Raw genomic sequence first — 22,216 nt, 5'->3', positions numbered from 1 at the left:
TTTACAGAAATATGAGGATGTTCTATGAGTAATGACAGTAATAAGTTGTCACCTGAAAAATCGTTTTGGGGATGGAAGTTGCTGATTATCGCAATTATTTTAAGCTGTATTTTTATGGGAATCTTCTATTTGGCGATTACCAACGAGCCTGACTATATGCCAAGCCAAAAACAGAATGCAGCTCAGCAACATGATATGTCTAAGATGAGTCATGAAAGTATGCCAAACATGGATCAGCCAGCTTCTGAGGCAACGCATTCTCATTGATCAATGAGTAATGTGACGTGAAGTCATGTAATGTGAAACAAGGGGAGGGCAATTGGCTTCCCCTTGTCTTTTCGAGTGTTTTTATTTAACGATGAGGTGCGTATGGAGAGTAGATCTTACTGATGCATACTCGCTAATTGTTTCCCGGCATTTTGATAAAGTTCGAGTGCATATTCTTGTTCTGCACGACCATTCTGTTGTAAATATTGATCCAATTTGTCGATATGCTTAGCACTACGGTAGAGCAGGGTATTTTTTGCAATTAAATAAAGCGGATACCAAGCCAAAGTACGTGGTTTGAGTCCTAGGTTTTTCATTTTACGTTGCCCAATAAAAAACTGAGTAATATCCAAATGATTTTGATAGGCCTTTTTTTGCAAAAAGGAATTGAAGTGTTTGTAGTGTCGTTCAAAAGGCTCTTTGGATAAGCTGATGGCTAAAGCTTTGCTACTTTCATCGGCCTTGGGGTGGGCATAATTCATCCATTGCAGTAGTTTCCATGCGTCAGACTCTTTATTGACTAGCCATTTTTCATCTACTCCCATTAACCAGCCCGTATATTTCCAAAAATGCATGATGGCTTCTGATTCGGTTTTGCTTGGAAAAATACCAATGGCTCTGACACCGAGAAGTAACACCGCACTAAATGCGATATTGGTCATGGCTTGATCATATTGATTGATCGGCGCTCCCCAGATATCGTTATCCCAGTCTTTGGATTTATTGAGTTGATGTCGTACCAACGAATGAATAAAACGCACATAAATGGTTGAAGTAAAACCATTGTTAAAACGAGAGAAACTATCTTGTTGATTGACATCAAGCCACCATTTGTGGGTTTCAGCTAAGCGTTTTCCAGCGTATTTATGTAAAGCACCTGTCATAATTAACGGTTGATTAAAACCAGGGTATTGATAACCCGTCATTAAAGCCACATCGCGTAAAATAAAAGTACCATTTGTCCCTAAACGATGGGTAAATTTGATCGCAGTTTCAATTTTAGCTGGATCAAGCCAAGTAGGCGCTTGTTCAACCATTTTAAAAAAATCAGTTAATTCAGGGATTTCATTGGGAAGTTTATCCAAACCTTGATACAAGGCTGTTTCAAAAAGCTTTCTATTTTGTCTAGGATTGGTCATCACCCAATCCATAACTTTATCCATCGCGATATCACCAGTCTGTAAGGCTCGATTGAGTGAAAGATATTCGTCATAACTCGGTTGTAACTGCTGGTCTGTAAAATAATAAAAAAGCTTAGACTTCATATTTGTTCGTGCCATGGTCTCAAATGAGGCAAGGCGTTTTGGCTTAATTAATGTTTGCATTTTGAGCGCGACCTGATTATTGTTTAGTCAAACTCTAATATGAATAATTATTCGCATTCAATTCGCATTTTGGAGTGAACCGCAAGATGAGAAAACAACCACAACAACAACGTGCTCGGAATGTCGTAGATAGTATCTTGGAAGCAACTCAATTATGTGTTGCTGAATATGGCTTAATCAACGTCACCACACCCAAAATTTCAGAAAAATCAGGTGTCAGTGTTGGTTCTATCTATCAGTATTTTGGAAATAAAGAAGAAATTATTCAGGAGCTTTTAAGTCGTAAAAGTGAGCAGCTGGGGCTTGCGTTGAAACAGATTGCGATTAGCCAAGAAGAATTGAGCTTAGAAGAAATCATTCCACTTAGTCTTCAATTCGGTTTTGACATGATGAAAGCCGATGGTGGCTTTTTTATTGAAGTGCTTAAACATTGGCATGGCTATAACAATTCAGAAGCAGCAAAAGTGTTAGAAAAGCATTTCTATGAAGTGGGATTGTATGTATTTAGCCGTTTTTTTAATCATTGGAGTTTTGAAGTACTTAAAAATAAATCCTTTGTGATTATCAATAGTACGCTTTTTACTATGATGCGTTATGTCAGTCATAATAATTTTCTAATTTCAGAACAGCAGCTAAAAAAAGAATTAACTTTGATGATTTTGGCTTATCTAGAGCAAGGTGCCAACCCTAATTCACTTTAGGAAAATTATTTAATGGGGAGAGGGGGATTCATAGATTGTACTCGACTTATATAGACATACATCCAAATATAACTAAGGCTTGGTTTTATAGAACCCGATTTTATAGAGTTGGTTTTATAGAGTGAGTTTTATAGCGTTGGTTTTAGCGGGTGTAAGTATTGTTTGAGTTGGGACAAGATATTGATCTCTTTCTCAGGAATAGTTTGATGCTTCTATTCAATGATAAAAGTGATCTATCTCCTTATATAGATTTTAATAGCCGTATCTCTATTAAATTGCATTTATAACAATGCTAAGGGTATACAAGAGGCCGTTTTAGTTGTTTTAGTGAATATATGATGGGGTATTGGTTTTTTATTGCTGTGTTTTTATGCAAAAAAGCAGATTTTTAAAGAAAAAGTGCTGTTTTAGAAGAATAAATAAACAAGTGATAGATAAAATGAAAAATAATTAAAAAAAGGGGTTGTGTTGGATTGGGAATGCTGTAGAATGCACATCCATCGGCGGTGATGTTAAATAAAACTTCTGATAAATCAGGCACTTGATTAAGTTGTTAAGATTTCGAATTGAGATTTTAAGATGAGATTGGAGTTGGGTTTGTTAGAAAAAATAATTAACATTATTGATTGACTTTTTAGAGATAGAGAGTAGTATAGCCGACCTAGCTTGATGCTGACGAAGCATTGAGAAGATCATTAAGAGAATATGAAGAACAACTTGTGTGGATTTTTACTGATTGATTGATCGAAATATTATCATTGATTGATTGGTTTAAATTACTCGAAGTTTATTTGAGAGAATTTGTCAGTACATTGATGAGCCAGAATTGTGACCTTAAGTCACTAATGATTTTTAACTGAAGAGTTTGATCATGGCTCAGATTGAACGCTGGCGGCAGGCTTAACACATGCAAGTCGAGCGGGGGAGGTTGCTTCGGTAACTGACCTAGCGGCGGACGGGTGAGTAATACTTAGGAATCTGCCTATTAATGGGGGACAACATCTCGAAAGGGATGCTAATACCGCATACGCCCTACGGGGGAAAGCAGGGGATCACTTGTGACCTTGCGTTAATAGATGAGCCTAAGTCGGATTAGCTAGTTGGTGGGGTAAAGGCCTACCAAGGCGACGATCTGTAGCGGGTCTGAGAGGATGATCCGCCACACTGGGACTGAGACACGGCCCAGACTCCTACGGGAGGCAGCAGTGGGGAATATTGGACAATGGGGGGAACCCTGATCCAGCCATGCCGCGTGTGTGAAGAAGGCCTTATGGTTGTAAAGCACTTTAAGCGAGGAGGAGGCTCTCTTGGTTAATACCCAAGATGAGTGGACGTTACTCGCAGAATAAGCACCGGCTAACTCTGTGCCAGCAGCCGCGGTAATACAGAGGGTGCGAGCGTTAATCGGATTTACTGGGCGTAAAGCGTGCGTAGGCGGCTTTTTAAGTCGGATGTGAAATCCCCGAGCTTAACTTGGGAATTGCATTCGATACTGGGAAGCTAGAGTATGGGAGAGGATGGTAGAATTCCAGGTGTAGCGGTGAAATGCGTAGAGATCTGGAGGAATACCGATGGCGAAGGCAGCCATCTGGCCTAATACTGACGCTGAGGTACGAAAGCATGGGGAGCAAACAGGATTAGATACCCTGGTAGTCCATGCCGTAAACGATGTCTACTAGCCGTTGGGGCCTTTGAGGCTTTAGTGGCGCAGCTAACGCGATAAGTAGACCGCCTGGGGAGTACGGTCGCAAGACTAAAACTCAAATGAATTGACGGGGGCCCGCACAAGCGGTGGAGCATGTGGTTTAATTCGATGCAACGCGAAGAACCTTACCTGGTCTTGACATAGTAAGAACTTTCCAGAGATGGATTGGTGCCTTCGGGAACTTACATACAGGTGCTGCATGGCTGTCGTCAGCTCGTGTCGTGAGATGTTGGGTTAAGTCCCGCAACGAGCGCAACCCTTTTCCTTATTTGCCAGCACTTCGGGTGGGAACTTTAAGGATACTGCCAGTGACAAACTGGAGGAAGGCGGGGACGACGTCAAGTCATCATGGCCCTTACGACCAGGGCTACACACGTGCTACAATGGTCGGTACAAAGGGTTGCTACCTAGCGATAGGATGCTAATCTCAAAAAGCCGATCGTAGTCCGGATTGGAGTCTGCAACTCGACTCCATGAAGTCGGAATCGCTAGTAATCGCGGATCAGAATGCCGCGGTGAATACGTTCCCGGGCCTTGTACACACCGCCCGTCACACCATGGGAGTTTGTTGCACCAGAAGTAGGTAGTCTAACCGTAAGGAGGACGCTTACCACGGTGTGGCCGATGACTGGGGTGAAGTCGTAACAAGGTAGCCGTAGGGGAACCTGCGGCTGGATCACCTCCTTAACGAAAGATTGACGATTGGTAAGAATCCACAACAAGTTGTTCTTCATTGATGTATCTGAGGGTCTGTAGCTCAGTTGGTTAGAGCACACGCTTGATAAGCGTGGGGTCACAAGTTCAAGTCTTGTCAGACCCACCAAGTCTACTGAACACAGAAGAGCAGATATATTAAGATCTTAAGCTGGGGACTTAGCTTAGTTGGTAGAGCGCCTGCTTTGCACGCAGGAGGTCAACGGTTCGACTCCGTTAGTCTCCACCACTAATTAAAGACTAAGTGATTACAGAACTTAGTAAGCAGATAGCTTATTAAGTTCTGTGATTTATCACAGTTAACTACTCGCTGACGAGGCGGTAGTGAATCATTAACAGAATATATTTGAGTTGAAATAATTGTTTAAACTCGTTTTAGTTGATGTTAGCAAGCAATTGTTAATGTTGAATGAAATGAGCACTAGCGATAAAACTGAATCAAGCGTTTTGGTATATGAATTAAATTGAAGCTGTATAGTGATTAAATTCACAGGCAACAAATAGAAGTGATTAAGTTCACATTGTTGATCCTCCTTGTAGGGATTAACGACTGTTTGGGGTTGTATAGTCAAGTAATTAAGTGCATGTGGTGGATGCCTTGGCAGTCAGAGGCGATGAAAGACGTAATAGCCTGCGATAAGCTTCGGGGAGGCGGCAAATATCCTGTGATCCGGAGATTTCTGAATGGGGAAACCCACTTACCATAAGGTAGGTATCGCATGATGAATACATAGTCATGCGAGGCGAACGAGGGGAAGTGAAACATCTCAGTACCCTTAGGAAAAGAAATCAATTGAGATTCCCTCAGTAGCGGCGAGCGAACGGGGATCAGCCCATTAAGTTATATGTGTTTTAGCGGAAAGCTCTGGGAAGTGCTACCGTAGAGGGTGATAGTCCCGTACACGAAAGGGCACATATAATGATGACGAGTAGGGCGAGGCACGTGAAACCTTGTCTGAATATGGGGGGACCATCCTCCAAGGCTAAATACTCCTGACTGACCGATAGTGAACCAGTACCGTGAGGGAAAGGCGAAAAGAACCCCTGTGAGGGGAGTGAAATAGATCCTGAAACCGCATGCATACAAGCAGTGGGAGCCAACTTGTTTGGTGACTGCGTACCTTTTGTATAATGGGTCAGCGACTTATATTCAGTAGCAAGGTTAACCGTATAGGGGAGCCGTAGAGAAATCGAGTCTTAATAGGGCGTTTAGTTGCTGGGTATAGACCCGAAACCGGGTGATCTATCCATGAGCAGGTTGAAGGTTGGGTAACACTAACTGGAGGACCGAACCCACTGTCGTTGAAAAGCCAGGGGATGACTTGTGGATAGGGGTGAAAGGCTAATCAAACTCGGTGATAGCTGGTTCTCCCCGAAAGCTATTTAGGTAGCGCCTCGGACGAATACCATAGGGGGTAGAGCACTGTTTCGGCTAGGGGGTCATCCCGACTTACCAAACCGATGCAAACTCCGAATACCTATGAGTACTATCCGGGAGACAGACTGCGGGTGCTAACGTCCGTAGTCAAGAGGAAAACAATCCAGACCGCCAGCTAAGGCCCCCAAATTATAGTTAAGTGGGAAACGATGTGGGAAGGCATAGACAGCTAGGAGGTTGGCTTAGAAGCAGCCACCCTTTAAAGAAAGCGTAATAGCTCACTAGTCGAGTCGGCCTGCGCGGAAGATGTAACGGGGCTAAAACTATATGCCGAAGCTGCGGATGTATACTATGTATACGTGGTAGGGGAGCGTTCTGTAAGCCGATGAAGGTGTATTGAGAAGTATGCTGGAGGTATCAGAAGTGCGAATGCTGACGTGAGTAACGACAAAACGGGTGAAAAACCCGTTCGCTGAAAGACCAAGGGTTCCAGTCCAACGTTAATCGGGGCTGGGTGAGTCGACCCCTAAGGCGAGGCCGAGAGGCGTAGTCGATGGGAAATTGGTTAATATTCCAATACTTCTGTGTAATGCGATGAGAGGACGGAGAAAGTTAAGTCAGCCTGGCGTTGGTTGTCCAGGTGAAAGGCAGTAGGCATGCATCTTAGGCAAATCCGGGGTGCTCTATGCTGAGAGCTGATAGCAAGCTAGTTTACTAGCGAAGTGGCTGATACTATGCTTCCAGGAAAAGTCTCTAAGCTTCAGTTACACAGGAATCGTACCCTAAACCGACACAGGTGGTCAGGTCGAGTAGACCAAAGCGCTTGAGAGAACTCTGCTGAAGGAACTAGGCAAAATGGTACCGTAACTTCGGGAGAAGGTACGCTGCTGACGGTGATAGGACTTGCTCCTTGAGCTATTGGCAGCCACAGAAACCAGGCCCCTGCAACTGTTTATTAAAAACATAGCACTCTGCAAACACGAAAGTGGACGTATAGGGTGTGATGCCTGCCCGGTGCTGGAAGGTTAATTGATGGGGTTAGCGTAAGCGAAGCTCTTGATCGAAGCCCCAGTAAACGGCGGCCGTAACTATAACGGTCCTAAGGTAGCGAAATTCCTTGTCGGGTAAGTTCCGACCTGCACGAATGGCATAATGATGGGGGCGCTGTCTCCAGCAGAGGCTCAGTGAAATCGAAATCGCCGTGAAGATGCGGTGTACCCGCGGCTAGACGGAAAGACCCCGTGAACCTTTACTGCAGCTTGACATTGAACTTTGATCTTACTTGTGTAGGATAGGTGGGAGGCTTTGAAGTAGTGACGCCAGTTGCTATGGAGCCATCCTTGAAATACCACCCTGGTAATATTGAGGTTCTAACTCTGTCCCGTTATCCGGGACGAGGACCATGTCTGGTGGGTAGTTTGACTGGGGCGGTCTCCTCCTAAAGAGTAACGGAGGAGTACGAAGGTGCGCTCAGCGTGGTCGGAAATCACGCGTAGAGTATAAAGGCAAAAGCGCGCTTAACTGCGAGACCCACAAGTCGAGCAGGTACGAAAGTAGGTCTTAGTGATCCGGTGGTTCTGTATGGAAGGGCCATCGCTCAACGGATAAAAGGTACTCTGGGGATAACAGGCTGATACCGCCCAAGAGTTCATATCGACGGCGGTGTTTGGCACCTCGATGTCGGCTCATCTCATCCTGGGGCTGAAGCAGGTCCCAAGGGTATGGCTGTTCGCCATTTAAAGAGGTACGCGAGCTGGGTTTAGAACGTCGTGAGACAGTTCGGTCCCTATCTACCGTGGGCGTTGGAAATTTGAGAGGATCTGCTCCTAGTACGAGAGGACCAGAGTGGACGAACCTCTGGTGTACCGGTTGTGACGCCAGTCGCATCGCCGGGTAGCTATGTTCGGAAGGGATAACCGCTGAAAGCATCTAAGCGGGAAGCCTACCTCAAGATAAGATTTCCCTAGGACTTTATGTCCTCTAAAGAGCCGTTGAAGACTACGACGTTGATAGGTTGGATGTGGAAGTGCGGTGACGCATGAAGCTGACCAATACTAATTGCTCGTGAGGCTTGACTATACAACACCCAAGCAGTTGTATACGAAGCATCATTTGATTCATAAAAGATCAAACATACTTGATTTAGTTGTAAAGCTAGTTACAATACCCAACTCAAATGTTCTGTTAAACTCATTTGGTACGAAGTAAGGCATTTAAATAAGACCCGAACAAGTCCATAACAGTTTGCTGGCGACAATAGCAAGAGTGAACCACCTGATCCCTTCCCGAACTCAGAAGTGAAACCTCTTAGCGCTGATGGTAGTGTGGGGTTACCCATGTGAGAGTAAGTCATCGCCAGCTTTTAAATCTAAAACACCCCGATCTTTAACGAGATTGGGGTGTTTTTTTATGCGCGGTGTTTATTAGCGAAATGAAAAGAAACCTGTAGAAGAATTGAAGTGCATAAGCAACTGAAAATAAATATATTTTTGTAGATGCAAAAAGAAAACCCCATCATCCTGATGGGGTTTTCTTCGTATTGGTGTGTTAGATTTGACTCCTGTCGAATCTCACGTCCTGTGTGTTTTCTTATTCTCAATGAGACTTCCTGTCTCTTTATGTTTGCTATGATAAGTGCAATGTCTAGGTCCGTATATTCGCTAATCACTGCGATTGTTGTAGGTTAAAGCTTACAAGATGATCCAATTAAAAATTAAGGCCCAATTCGCTCAGTTACCAATATGAAATGGTGAGATGGATACTTTTGTTTAAAATAAATCGATAAGTCATAACAATATTGAGGGAATCTAAAATGAAGGCTTTTCGACAGTGCTTAATCTATTTACCTCTATTGCTCAGCAGTAGCTTGTTGAGTGCATGTAATGCTCAAAATAATCAAACCACTACAGCAAATTCGCTGATCAACCAGACCTATCAGATCCAAAAAGTAGCGACATTTGATGAACCTTGGGCAATGGCTGAGTTGGCTGATGGTCGTTTACTGATTACCGAAAGGAGAGGAAAGCTAAAACTGTTTGATCCTTCCACATTGAAAAGTATAGAAATTTTAGAGGTTCCCCAAGTGGCTTATGGTGGACAAGGTGGCTTAGGTGATATTGTTTTACATCCTGATTTTGCAAACAATCATCAAATTTATTTAAGTTATGCCGAAACAGGAAAAGGGGGATATGGTGCGGTTGTGATTCGTGGTGAATTAAATCTACAAGAGAAAAATCCTCGAATAATCAATATTAAAAGAATCTGGGAGCAAGTTCCTAAGGTTTCAGGACAAGGGCATTATGCACATCGAATGATTTTTGCAAAGGATGGTAAGCTCTGGATTAGTTCTGGTGAACGCCAGAAATTTGATCCTGCTCAAGATATGAATTCAAACTTAGGAAAAGTTTTAAGACTGAATGATGATGGTACTGTTGTTGCAGATAATCCATTTACTCAACAAGGTGAGATTGCAAAACAAGTATGGTCGTTGGGTCATCGTAACCCATTAGGTATGGCTTTTGATACGAAGGATCAATTGTGGGTGGTTGAAATGGGGCCTAAAGGAGGAGATGAGTTAAATCTGATTAAGAAGGGCGAAAATTATGGTTATCCGATTGTTTCCAATGGTGATCATTATTCAGGAAAACCCATTCCCGATCATGCGACGCGTCCTGAATTTAAGGCGCCAGAAATCAGTTGGACACCAGTAATATCACCCTCCAGTTTGGTCTTTTATCAAGATGAATTATTCCCGAAATGGAATCATAAAGCCTTGATTGGTGGGTTATCTTCAGAAGCGATTATTGTGGTTGATACTGAATCGAAGCCTGTCCGTGAGGTACAGCGTTTAAACATGCAGCAACGCATTCGAGATATCCATCCCGCCCATAATGGTTCGATTTGGGTTTTGGAAGATGGGAAAAATGCGGGGCTATTAAGATTGTTACCTAAGTAAAAAATTAATTTAATTCAATGGATTATTATATTATTGAAAAGATGTGGAAGCAGCTGAATTGATATCAGTTGAATTGTTAGGGTTGTCTATAAATTATGCTATTCTTTCGATTTAAAATAATATAAATCGAGAACAATAATGCCAGCAACTACAATTGAAGTTCGTTATCAATATTCTGTAGCACAAGAAGTGGGCTTAATCGATGCTGTTCATCATGCATTGGTGAGCACTTTTAAAATTCCTGAATATGATCGTGATATTCGTTTATTGGTACATGAACCACATCGCTTTCAATGTCCACCGAATAAGCTTTATCCTGAAAAATTTACCCTGATTCGTATTGATTGTTTTGCTGGGCGTACACTGGATACCAAGCGAAATTTGTATCGCAGTATTGTAGAGAATCTATCTGTATTAGGGATTCCCAAAGATCATATCAAAATTTTATTAAGAGAAATTCCCGCTGAAAATTGGGGAATCCGTGGTGGTCAAGCTGCCTGTGATGTGGATTTGGGTTTCGATATTCAAGTCTAGCTCAACCTAATATGAATCAAAGTAGATGGAATAGATTACTCCGTTGTTAATATTATTTAAATTCAATATGTTAATTCAGCTGACGCGCGCTTATACGGTGGAGTATATGCTGAGTGAAGCATATCTACGTATATCATCAAACTGACGCAGTATTGTCATTGAAATGACCTCAAAATGTCATGCTATTGGTTTCTAATAAAGCTCATTTAAATCAATAAAAAGACCTTTATGAAAAAAATTGCTTATTCTGTTTTAGCGTTAGGCGTATTGGCTTTAACCGCATGCAATGATGATGACAAGGATTTCTCATTTGAACCATCTGTCACCGTACCGACCTTGGTTTCATTTGCCAAACTTGATGTCGAAACTTATGCAACTGGTCCAAACTCAGGTGCCTTTGTAAAGGGCGCCAATGGCATATTTCCACCTTTTAAAGGTCAGCCAGTTCAAGGCTTTTCGGGTGCTGTAAAGAACGGTGATGGCACTTATATGGTCATGGCAGACAATGGCTTTGGTACACAAGACAATTCATCTGACTTTTTACTCCGTGTTTATCAAGTAAAACCTGTTTTTCGGACGAAATCAGCAGGATCTGCAAAAGTTCAAGTGATGAGCTTTATTCAGCTTCGTGATCCCAATAAATTAATACCATTTTCAATCATCAATCAAAACAGCACTGATCGTTTACTCACTGGGGCGGATTTTGATCCTGAATCGATACAACGTACTGCGGATGGTACCTATTGGATTGGTGATGAATTTGGACCATATTTACTGCATTTTGATAGAGATGGAATACTGCTTGATGCGCCGATTGCATTACCTCATCCATTGAAAGCTGGTGTGGAATTGCGTTCTCCGCAAAATCAATTCAATAAAGCCAACATAAATTATGTAGAGCCTTTGGTTCAGCAAAGCGGTGGCTTTGAAGGAATGGCATTGTCTAAGGATGGTCAATATTTATATCCTTTGTTAGAAAAACCGTTAAAAGGCGAGACCACACAACAGTTACTTATCTCACAATTTGATGTGAAGAAGAAAGCGTATACTGGCCGATATTATTATTTTACCTTGAATACCAAGGCGACCAATATTGGTGACTTCCAAATGTTTGATGATAAGTCTGGCATTATCATTGAGCGTGATGCGAGTCAAAACAAGTTAGATGGTTATAAGAAGCTGATTCAAATTGAATTAGGGGATTCTGGGAAAGCGGTAAAACGTTCTGACTTAGTTGATCTTATGAATATCGCCAACCCGAATAATCTCTATGGTACAGCGCGTGATGGAGATATTGGTACAGCAACAACTTTTGCTTTTCCATTTGAAACCATTGAAGATGTGATTATTGAAAATAAAAATACTTTAACTGTTTTAAATGACAATAACTTTCCAGGTTCATCAGGACGAAATGCAAAGCGTGCGGATGATAATGAAATTATTCAGATTAAATTGCCTAAAGCATTGTATTAATAAACGATAAAATGCTTAGTCCCCATGACCTGGAACTAGATTAATCTTAGCAATGGAAAACTCCCTCCTTTGAAAAGAAGGGCTGGGGAGGATTAAAACTTAAACTGATCAATATTAAGTGAAATGCCTAGCTTTTATTGAGGGTAAAGCATCAGTACATGCTTGAAACTAGCTGAGCAGATATTATTATTTTAAAGTGCGAAGTAATCTTTAAGCTAAATCGCAGAAAGCCAGTCAATTGACTGGCTTTCTTTATACATCATTCAAGCATGAGGATTAAGCTAAACAGTCTTGTTTCGAAACTTGATCAGGGCAGCCCAATGGATTTAAAGCACATTTTAGATCTTCAATTTGTTCATGGGTGACATAGCCTTTAGATTTTAGGTAATCTGCAACTCGGTCATCACGTAGACTTAAGAATGCTGCATCATAAACACCTAAATCTACAAATAAAGCAGCCGCTTCTAAGCTATTAAAACGGTCTAGAAACACATCATTGCCATACATCAGGAAAACATGGTCGTAATCTGCATGTGCATCGATTTTTAAACGAGCTGCCAATGTTGTCGGTGAGGTTTTGATAAAAAGCAAATCTGATAATTCATCAAATTGGGTCATATCTAAGATATTTTCGCCGGTTTTTACTTTACCTAACCATGCTTTAAAGACCAGTACCGCACCGCCACGTAGTAACATGCTCCACACTTGATGGCGAACTTCATCATTTAAGCATTCGCATTCATCTTCGAGACGTTGAACCAGTTTTTCTTCTTGTTGCGCTAATTTATCAAACAGACCTAAGCCTTGAGGATGGTAAGCAACAGGGGTAAATACATCAAATTTTAATTCCTCAAACACTTGAAGTGCTAAAGGCACAGCTGCTTGATAAATCGTGTTGAGTGCTTGGATTTGTGTGTCGTGGAGTTTGCTGTGTTTAAAAAGATCTTGCCAATCAATTTCAGGCAAGATTGCATTTGCACCATATTGACGATGAAATTGTTGAGCTTGGTGTAGCCCATGTGGAACAGTTTCTGAAATATTCATGGTTAAAAATCCTATTTAAAATTGAATTCAAGCGCTGTTTTTGTTTTCCTAAACATGAGCGTGATTTTGTCTTGAAGTAATTTTTGATTTATCTGAGATGCAATAGGAATAAGACTAAAGTTGTAGATAGGGTAAAAAGTGTTTTTTTATTTTTTAAAATCATATAAATAGAAAATTGTAACTAACTATACAAGTGTATATTTACTATTTTGATGTTATTTGCCATAGAAAAGAGGGCTTTGAAGTTTTTAGTCAATAAATGGGTTCAAGTTTTGCTATTTTTTGAATGCTTTTGCACAAAGCTTAAAAAAAATTGCTATTCCACTTAAAAAATTGCGTTACAAAACCTCTAGAATGCAACGATCTAGAGGTTGTAAATGTTTCAAAACATTAAAGAAGAACGTGATCAATAAACTGAAAAGGGTTGAACGTAGTGGAAGATTATTTAGAAATCTTCAAGCCAGATAACCATGCTCGAAGAGAAGCAGGTTTCAATGGTTTCTTCAACAACACCACGTTGAGGTCTTTAACACGTTCTGGTAATTCAGGATCAGAATCTGCAGTAATCAGTGCTGAAGGAACATTTTCCTGACGGTTTTCGACAATAAAATCTAAGCCAATTTTGCCGTGATTTAAATGCTGATCAACCAGCCAGACTTGAATATTTTCTTTTTGAATAATTTCCAAAGCTTGTTCAGGTTCAGTGGCTTTAAAGACTTGATAACCCCATTTGGTCAGTAGCGTTGCCATACCCTCTAAAATCGTATCATCATTGTCCAAACATAAGATTTTATAAGCTTTGGCTTTTAATGGTACCGCTTGTACAGGTGATGAAACCACTTTAGGTGCTGCTACCATTGGCACATCAATCATAAAGCATGAACCTTTACCCAATTCAGAGTAAACATGCACAGGATAATCAAGCAAACTGGTCATACGTTGTACGATTGCTAGACCAAGCCCTAGGCCTTGCTCACCCCATGGCGAGGTATGTCCACAACGCTCAAACTCTTGAAACAGCTTAATGCGTTGTTCTTCTGCAATCCCCGGACCGGTATCCCAGACACCGATACGGATATGATTTGGGCGATTGGACGCGCGTAACACACCAACAATCACACGTCCACGAGCAGTATAACGTAAGGCATTACTAACAAAGTTTTGGATGATACGGCGAATCCATTGTGGGTCGGTATCAATCCAGAATTGGGCATCATGGACATGCAATTGGATATTGCGTTGTGCAGCGATTGATTTAAATTGCAGTTCTAAATCACTCAATAAATCATGCAGCGGATAAGCTTGGCGTTTCGGTTGGATTGAACCACCTTCCAGTCGTGCAATATCCAAAAGGGCAGACAACATACTCTCAGCACCATGTAAGGCACGATCAAGCTGTTGTAAGGTTTTACGATCTTCATCCGATTGTACGCTTTGTTCTAAAGCAGTACTGAATAAGCGTGCTGCGTGCATCGGTTGAAGCAAATCGTGACTGGCTGCTGCAATAAAGCGGCTTTTTGACATATTGGCTTTGTCGGCTTGCTCACGTGCCAGTTGTTGTTCAGATAAGGCATTTGCAAGCTGTTGAGTACGGTCCGACACACGTGCTTCAAGTACCGCTTCATTTTCACGGAATGCAGTAATATCCGCAAAGGTTGTAACAAAACCACCACCTTCAATGGGATTACCACGCATTTGAATCACACGGCCATCTTTACGAATCCGTTCAAACTCATGTGCGCTACCGACTTTCATCCAATGAATTCGCTTACGTACATGTTCTTCTACCGAGCCTGGACCACATTCGCCACGCTCTGCGTTATAACGAATCAAATCGGCAATTGGGCAGCCGACATAGACTAAATCTTTTGGATAATCAAACAGCTTTAAATATTGATTGTTCCACGCGACCAAACACATGTTTTCATCAACCACACTCACGCCTTGGGTCATGTGGTCAATCATGGTCATGATAAGATTTTGGTTAAAGCGTTGCCATTGTGACGCTTGGTCGAGAATGTTTGCCACTTGGCCCAATGCCAAGCCATTATTGACCATAGCCGTGGTGAGTAATGTCCGTGCAGAGGCTGCCCCGATTGTGCCTGCGAGGTATTGTTCAGTGAACCGCCACCACATCCCATTGGCACTGCTATTTTCATTGAGCACCACATTGTTCATGGTACAAAATTGCTGAAAGGCATGGGTTGCTGGCCCTTCACCAGTAATCCGTTTGGCTAGTGCAATCAGATCACCAACTTTAAGTTTAGCGACATCATGGTGTAAATAATTAATATCGGTAGAGGTATTTTGTGCAGGTAAGGGCTTGGTTTCATAATAGAAAAAGCTTTCTGCCTGTATTTGTTCAGCAATACTAGGACGATAAATACGAGAGACCCAAATATATAAGGTAATATTTAAACCAAGTGCCCAGATTACACCATGAGTAAGCGGGGCAAAAGATTCAAAACCAAATAAGGCTTCTGGTCTTAACCATTCAATATTCAAAGGTCCAAACATCAAAAATTGATGTGCAAACTGGCTATATTCAACAGGTAAGCTACGTAAAATCGTTGGCAATAATAAGGTATATGACCAAAGGATAAAGCCTACAACCAAGCCTGCATAAACCCCTTGGCGACTTCCGCCACGCCAGTATAAACCACCAATTAAAGCCGGCGAAAATTGTGCAACCGCACTAAAAGCCAATAACCCAAAGGTAGATAATTGGTCAATATCATTAAAGAAGTGGAAGAATAAAAATCCGAGTAACATTACCGCTAAAATACACACACGACGGGTAAATTTAAGTACCTGTGGTAAGCGTTTGTCATGACGAGAAAGAATGCCAAACTTCCATAGAGAAGGCATAATCAAGTCATTACTCAGCATAATGGACAGTGCCACAGAAGAGACTAGTAGCATCCCTGTTGATGCTGAAAAACCGCCTAAAAATGCCAGTAAAGATAACCAGTCTTGGTTATAACTAATCGGTAATGAGAGTACTGCAACATCAGGAATGGTCAGATATTTAGGTGCTGCATGAAGAGCCCAACTGGCGATTGGAATAATGGCAATAATGGTCAGAATCAAATATGCCGCAAACCACCGTCTTGCGCCACGAATATGTTTTTCATCGCGTAATTCAACCACGGCCACATGGAACTGACGCGGTAAACAGATAATCGCCAATGAAGCGAGTAATGTTTGAACCCAGAAGGTATCTGGCACACCAAACAGTTGTACTTCATGAAAAGTTTTTTGCACATCCTGTGAGATTTGTACAATATTTTGTGGATGATCAAAAATAAAGAAAAATGCCACGCAGAGCAGGGCAAATAGTTTTACAAATGATTCAAAAGCAACGGCAAGCATTAAACCGCCATGTTGTTCGGTATTGGCAATTTGTCTTGTTCCAAACATCATGGCCAAGATCGCCAATACAGCGGTAAGACCAAGCACACCATTGGTGGTGGTGGAGACCACTTGGGTATTGTGATCGAGCATGACGGAAGCGCTAAGCGCAATGGCGCGTAATTGTAGTGCTAAGTAAGGAATGATGGCGATAACAGCCAAGATGGTCACTAAGGACGCTAATGTTCCACTTTTACCATAACGTGCTGCCACAAAGTCGGCAATTGAAGAAATCGCATGATGTTGTCGAACGCGACCTAAACGACGCCAAATGTCATAACCCAACCAGACAAATAATAAAGGTCCTAAATAAATCGGAAGGAAAATAATTCCCTCACGTACTGCAGCACCTGTTGCTCCATAAAATGTCCAAGATGAGCAATATACCCCCAATGTTAGACTAAAGAGAAGCATCCTGCCGCGCGTACTTAATCGACTCGCATGCTTCTCACCAAAGAAAGCACAAACGAATAGAATGAGGATGTAAAGGGCCAGAACCCCTATAATTAACCAACTGTTCATAAGGACTACAGTATAAAAAGCTGCGCCTATAATAACGCATACATGAACTGTCTCGTTTATTTTGCTCAAAATTTAACGACCAAAGTCTAAGTTACGAGAACCCCACAATATTGTTAATTTTGACCATGTAAAAAAATATTAAAAAAAGCAACCAGCGTTCTGGTCGCTTATCAAGGAGCATGGTTATGGATGAGAGACAGGTAGAGGCGATTCTACAAAATCCAAAATTCAAGGAAATGGTTGCTAAAAAAAGTAAATTAAGCTGGACATTAACTGCAATTATGTTGTTCGTTTATGTTGGATTTATGCTTTTAGTTGGCTATAACAAAGAATTTTTAATGAGTTCATTTAGTGGTGGCATCACCACTTGGGGGATTCCTTTAGGTTTAGGAATTATTGTTTTATCTTTCGTATTGTGTGGTGTGTACTCATATATTGCCAACAATAAATTGGATCAATTGAATGCAGATGCAATGAAAGAAGTCGAAGCAATCGCCCACGAAAAAGGACTGCACTAAGATGAAATGGAACTCTTTAAAGACTAAAGCAGCTCTTGCATCTACTGCACTGCTTTCTACTGTTGCACAAGCAGGCCCAGATTTAGGTGAAGCTCAGCAGCAAGCGACTAACTGGCATGCAATCATTATGTTTGCAATTTTTGTTGGTTTAACCTTATTTATTACCAAATGGGCTGCAAAACAAACCACCAATACCGCGGATTTCTACACCGCTGGTGGTGGTATCTCTGGTTTCCAAAATGGTTTAGCGATTGCAGGTGACTATATGTCTGCTGCATCGTTCTTGGGTATTTCTGCATTGGTGTTTAGCTCAGGCTTTGATGGCTTGCTTTATTCACTGGGTTTCATGGTTGGCTGGCCAATCGTATTGTTCTTGGTTGCTGAGCGTTTACGTAACTTAGGTAAATATAACCTGTCTGACGTAGTTTCTTTCCGTTTAGAAGAAAAACCAGTACGTACACTTGCAGCAATCAGTTCACTTGTTGTTGTGGCTTTCTATTTGATTGCTCAAATGGTGGGTGCAGGTCAGTTGATCAAACTGTTATTTGGTTTGAACTATAACATCGCAGTTGTGATTGTTGGCCTTCTGATGATGGCTTACGTGATCTTTGGTGGGATGTTGGCGACAACTTGGGTACAGATCATTAAAGCAGTGATGTTACTTTCAGGTGCAACATTCATGGCGTTCATGGTGATGCATTCTGTCGGTTATAGCTTCTCTGAAATGTTCAAGCAATCTATTGATGTATTTGCAAAAGTACATGACGTTAGTCTTGATGATGCAACCAAAATTATGGGACCAGGCAGTTTGGCGAAAAACCCACTCGATGCTTTGTCACTTGGTTTAGCACTCATGTTTGGTACAGCAGGTTTACCACATATTCTTATGCGTTTCTTTACAGTTAAAGATGCTAAAGAAGCACGTAAATCTGTGGTTGTTGCAACAGGTTTCATTGGTTACTTCTATTTATTAACCTTCATTATTGGTTTCGGTGCGATCCTTTTCGTATCAAACAACCCACAATTTATTGATGTTGCAAAAATGGCTGTGACTGGCAAACTAGAATTAGTTGGCGGTAATAACATGGCAGCGGTACACCTTGCAGATGCAGTGGGTGGCGATCTGTTCATGGGCTTTATTTCAGCAGTTGCATTCGCAACGATTCTTGCGGTAGTTGCGGGTTTGACACTGTCAGGTGCTTCAGCAATTTCACATGACTTGTACGCAAACGTATTGAAAAAAGGTCAAACAACCCCTGAATCTGAATTACGTATGTCGAAGATTGCAACACTTGGTCTTGCGATCTTTGCGATGATCTTAGGTATTTTGTTCGAGAAACAAAACGTTGCCTTCATGGTTGGTTTAGCATTCTCTGTCGCGGCGTGTGCAAACTTCCCAGTATTGGTTCTTTCAATGTTCTGGAAAGGCTTAACTACACGTGGTGCTGTTGTAGGTGGTGTTGTCGGTCTAGTGACAGCAGTGACTTTAATTATCTTGTCTAAAGCAGTTTGGGTAGACACATTAAAAATCTCTGATACTCCAATCAACTCATTCAATGGTCCTGCAATCTTTGCAATGCCATTAGCATTCATCTGCTGTTGGTTATTCTCTGTGACAGATAAATCTGCACGTGCAGAAGCAGAGCGCAAAGCATTTGATGCACAGTTTGTACGTTCACAAACAGGTATTGGTATCTCTGGTGCTTCAGATCACTAAGTGATTTGAGATCAGCCTAAAAAACACCTTTTCGAAGGTGTTTTTTTATGGCTTATGCAAAGCCAAAACTCAATCATCTCAGCTTGAGTGTTTGAGCGATATAAAGCTTATTTTATACAGATTGATCAGTTGAATGATCACGAAAAATTGAAAGGATTTAAGAAACCCAATGAATATGTTAATTTGAATGTTTAAAAGAACAATCAGAATCAGAAAATATGCGTTCAATGATCGAATTTTGGAAAGGTTTTAAACAATTACCATCAGCATGGTTATTGTTGGTCCAACTGCTTATTTTAGTTTTATCTGTCTATACCAATGCCAGCAGAAGTTATCAAATTTTAACTTGGTTACTCGGTGTATCCGCGTTACTGATTATTGCCAAAGTGATTCGACAAACACCGACATTTACACTGTTGGGCTTAACCTTTGTCACAGGGGCATTTGTACTGTCCTTTCTAATGTTGATCGGTTTTCATTCTGTTACTTTGCAAATCTTTGCACATTCATTTGAAGCAGCCGCTTATTTTTGTGCAGCATATGGTTTAATCCGTTATATGTTTGCAGATCGTTATTTAACCAAAGATGAGCTGTTTGCTGCAGGTGCAGTATTTACCCTGATCGCATGGGGATTTGCCTTCTTATACAGTATTTGTCAATTGCTGGTTCCGCAGAGTTTTCAAAACCCAAATCATGTTGCGGACTACCAATCTTGGCTGGATTTATTGTTCATTAGTTTTAGTTTGCAATCGGCAACGGGATTGTCCGATTTGATTCCTGTTGCACCTGCTGCGCGGGTGATTTCAATGTTGCAAATGTTCTGTGGTGTGATGTATTTTGCCCTGATCGTCTCACGGATGATTGCCCTGCAATATATTGAAAATAAACCAAAATCATGAGCTAATGATCTTGTTACATTTAGTAAATTGTTGAAAATGTTAATTTAAATTATAATGTGGCCTGAATCCAATCGCTGTTCTACAGGATTCGTCTTTTTTCACACCTGTGAATGCCTTTTTTTGACTTTAAAAAGTCTGTCCATTGAGTATAAAAACCTGGGGGAAATATGCCTTCCAAAAAAATCACTTGGTTTGACAATGTCAATCCAAATGTTTTCTTGAGCACTGTTGGAATTATTGCACTTTTTTTAGCCGTTGTTGTCTTTGCACCAAATGCCTTTGAACTGATTACTCAAAGGATGAACCGCTGGATCACCGATTCATTTAGTTGGTTCTATGTTTTATCTGTCGCAATATTTTTAATTGTGCTGATTTTTATTGCCTTTTCTGACATGGGTAAAATCAAGCTTGGACCTGATCATAGCCAGCCTGAGTATAGTAATGGGTCATGGTTTGCCATGCTATTTACTGCGGGTATGGGCATCGGGTTAATGTTCTTCAGTGTTGCAGAACCTGTCATGCATTATGTCAATCCACCTGCTGGTGATCCACAAACTATTGAATCTGCCCAAGAAGCAATGAGAATTACCTTTTTCCATTGGGGCTTACATGCTTGGGCTATCTATGCAGTTGTTGGCTTAACGCTGGCTTATTTTGCTTTTCGCTATAACTTGCCACTCAAAGTTCGTTCGGGTTTATTTCCGATTATTGGTCAACGAATTCATGGTCCAATCGGAGATGCGGTCGATACTTTTGCCACCATTGGTACAGTATTTGGTGTGGCTACCACGTTAGGATTTGGGGTAACGCAAATTAATTCTGGCTTAAATTATTTATTTGGCTGGGAAAGTAATATTAGCACCCAAATCTTTTTGATTATTGTGGTGAGTACGCTGGCTTCATTGTCGGTTTTCCTCGGATTAGACAAAGGAATTAAACGACTCTCTGAACTGAATCTGATTTTAGCTTTGGTATTGCTAGGCTTTGTATTCCTCGCCAGTTCCAGTATTTATATCCTACAAGCAACCATTCAAAACGCTGGACAATATATTTCGAATTTGTTTAGCATGACCTTTAATTTATATGCTTATCAATCAAATGGCTGGATTGGTGGTTGGACCATCATGTATTGGGCATGGTGGATTTCTTGGTCACCATTTGTTGGTATGTTTATTGCGCGTGTTTCAAAAGGTCGAACCATTCGAGAGTTTATTGTTGGGGTACTGCTTATTCCGACAGGCTTTACCTTGATCTGGATGGGTTTTATTGGCAATGCTGCCTTGTTCAGTATCATGGAACAAGGGCAGGTTGGGCTAATTTCTGCGGTACAAAAAGATTCATCAGTTGCATTGTTTGAATTTTTAACCCATCTGCCTTTTTCAGGTGTGTTTAGTCTTATTGCGACACTGCTGGTGGTGTTGTTCTTTGTTACCTCCGCGGATTCTGGTGCATTGGTGACCGATTATCTCACTGCGAAAACAGAAAATTCGCCGATATGGCAACGCTTGTTCTGGACTGTTTTAATGGCGGTCTTGTCGATCATTCTTTTAATGGTTGGTGGGCTAGGCGCACTACAATCGGCCACCATGATGAGTGCACTACCATTCACCTTTATTATGCTGCTGTTGTGTTGGGGCTTAGTCAAAGCATTGCGCTTAGATGTTACCAAAATGCAGGCTTTACAAGTGGCAAGAATCACGCCGAGAGCTGTGCAAAATCCACGTAGTTGGCAGCAACGTTTAGGCTTAATCATGCACTATCCGCATACGTTGGCCGAAGTACAACATTATATTCAGGTTGATGTGATTAAGGCTTTTGAAAGTATTCGTTTTGAGTTTAAACGCCGTGATTTAAATGTGGTGATTAAAGAAACTGAAGACGGTGTTCAACTGAGTGTGGATCATCATGATGAGTTCAATTTTATCTATAAAGTCATTGCACGCAAAATGGTTGCGCCAAGCTTTATGATGAATGAAGAACATCAAGAAACCGATGATTTTTATCAAGCAGAAATATTTTTAAGAGAAGGTGGTCAAAATTATGATGTGATGGA

Annotated in this window: 12 protein-coding genes, 2 tRNA genes and 3 rRNA genes; 14 read left to right on the top strand and 3 right to left on the bottom strand. The window is 41.3% G+C overall.

What is annotated here, in order from left to right; translation table 11 throughout:
- The first annotated feature begins 24 nt into the window (after positions 1-24).
- On the top strand, positions 25-267 hold the full coding sequence (locus FHR28_RS12835; protein WP_004823727.1) for a hypothetical protein: 243 nt from the start codon (positions 25-27) through the stop codon (positions 265-267).
- A gap of 116 nt (positions 268-383) precedes the next feature.
- Here the strand turns inward: FHR28_RS12835 and FHR28_RS12830 are convergent, their stop codons facing one another.
- Positions 384-1,592 carry an oxygenase MpaB family protein gene (locus tag FHR28_RS12830; RefSeq protein WP_166782814.1) on the bottom strand — a complete coding sequence of 403 codons (1,209 nt, stop codon included), beginning with the start codon at positions 1,590-1,592 and terminating at the stop codon, positions 384-386.
- An 86-nt stretch (positions 1,593-1,678) separates the two neighbouring features.
- Between FHR28_RS12830 and FHR28_RS12825 the strand changes: the two genes are divergently transcribed.
- The 9 genes from FHR28_RS12825 (at position 1,679) to FHR28_RS12785 (ending at position 12,052) form a co-directional block, all read left to right on the top strand.
- A complete protein-coding gene (locus FHR28_RS12825) occupies positions 1,679-2,293 on the top strand; it encodes a TetR/AcrR family transcriptional regulator (RefSeq protein ID WP_004723394.1) in 615 nt (204 codons plus the stop codon).
- Positions 2,294-3,146: 853 nt separating this feature from the next.
- Positions 3,147-4,685 (top strand): 16S ribosomal RNA (locus FHR28_RS12820).
- A gap of 59 nt (positions 4,686-4,744) precedes the next feature.
- Positions 4,745-4,821, top strand: a tRNA-Ile gene (locus FHR28_RS12815).
- A 44-nt stretch (positions 4,822-4,865) separates the two neighbouring features.
- Positions 4,866-4,941, top strand: a tRNA-Ala gene (locus tag FHR28_RS12810).
- Positions 4,942-5,278: 337 nt separating this feature from the next.
- Positions 5,279-8,169 (top strand): 23S ribosomal RNA (locus FHR28_RS12805).
- Between the two features lie 167 nt (positions 8,170-8,336).
- Positions 8,337-8,451 (top strand): 5S ribosomal RNA (gene rrf / locus FHR28_RS12800).
- The 16S, 23S and 5S rRNA genes sit together here with 2 tRNA genes alongside, the layout of an rRNA operon.
- 451 nt (positions 8,452-8,902) lie before the next feature.
- On the top strand, positions 8,903-10,045 hold the full coding sequence (locus tag FHR28_RS12795) for a PQQ-dependent sugar dehydrogenase (protein ID WP_154130732.1): 1,143 nt from the start codon (positions 8,903-8,905) through the stop codon (positions 10,043-10,045).
- Between the two features lie 138 nt (positions 10,046-10,183).
- Entirely contained in the window at positions 10,184-10,579 is a 396-nt protein-coding gene (locus FHR28_RS12790) for a tautomerase family protein (RefSeq protein WP_166782813.1), read from the top strand.
- Between the two features lie 228 nt (positions 10,580-10,807).
- The gene (locus tag FHR28_RS12785; protein ID WP_166782812.1) at positions 10,808-12,052 is read left to right on the top strand and encodes an esterase-like activity of phytase family protein; all 1,245 of its coding nucleotides are present in this window, start codon (positions 10,808-10,810) and stop codon (positions 12,050-12,052) included.
- A 276-nt stretch (positions 12,053-12,328) separates the two neighbouring features.
- On the opposite strand, the gene FHR28_RS12780 is transcribed toward FHR28_RS12785, so the two are convergent.
- Both FHR28_RS12780 and FHR28_RS12775 read right to left on the bottom strand, forming a co-directional pair.
- Positions 12,329-13,096 carry a hypothetical protein gene (locus FHR28_RS12780; protein WP_034612732.1) on the bottom strand — a complete coding sequence of 256 codons (768 nt, stop codon included), beginning with the start codon at positions 13,094-13,096 and terminating at the stop codon, positions 12,329-12,331.
- A gap of 441 nt (positions 13,097-13,537) precedes the next feature.
- Positions 13,538-17,029 (bottom strand): PAS domain-containing hybrid sensor histidine kinase/response regulator, encoded by a 3,492-nt coding sequence (locus FHR28_RS12775; RefSeq protein WP_035371643.1) that lies wholly within the window; start codon positions 17,027-17,029, stop codon positions 13,538-13,540.
- Positions 17,030-17,214: 185 nt separating this feature from the next.
- Between FHR28_RS12775 and FHR28_RS12770 the strand changes: the two genes are divergently transcribed.
- The 4 genes from FHR28_RS12770 to FHR28_RS12755 all read left to right on the top strand — a co-directional run.
- Positions 17,215-17,547 carry a DUF485 domain-containing protein gene (locus FHR28_RS12770; RefSeq protein ID WP_004725226.1) on the top strand — a complete coding sequence of 111 codons (333 nt, stop codon included), beginning with the start codon at positions 17,215-17,217 and terminating at the stop codon, positions 17,545-17,547.
- Position 17,548: 1 nt separating this feature from the next.
- Positions 17,549-19,264 (top strand): cation acetate symporter, encoded by a 1,716-nt coding sequence (locus FHR28_RS12765; protein WP_004725228.1) that lies wholly within the window; start codon positions 17,549-17,551, stop codon positions 19,262-19,264.
- A 218-nt stretch (positions 19,265-19,482) separates the two neighbouring features.
- The gene (locus FHR28_RS12760) at positions 19,483-20,163 is read left to right on the top strand and encodes an ion channel (protein ID WP_034612723.1); all 681 of its coding nucleotides are present in this window, start codon (positions 19,483-19,485) and stop codon (positions 20,161-20,163) included.
- Between the two features lie 167 nt (positions 20,164-20,330).
- A partial coding sequence (locus FHR28_RS12755) for a BCCT family transporter (RefSeq protein ID WP_166782811.1) occupies positions 20,331-22,216 on the top strand: 1,886 nt, incomplete at its 3' end.

Origin of the sequence: Acinetobacter sp. BIGb0196, from assembly GCF_011759595.1 — a bacterium.
In the GTDB taxonomy this organism is placed as follows: domain Bacteria; phylum Pseudomonadota; class Gammaproteobacteria; order Pseudomonadales; family Moraxellaceae; genus Acinetobacter; species Acinetobacter guillouiae.
The sequence above is the reverse complement of the archived record's forward strand: the minus strand, read 5'-3'. Positions and strand labels throughout refer to the sequence as shown.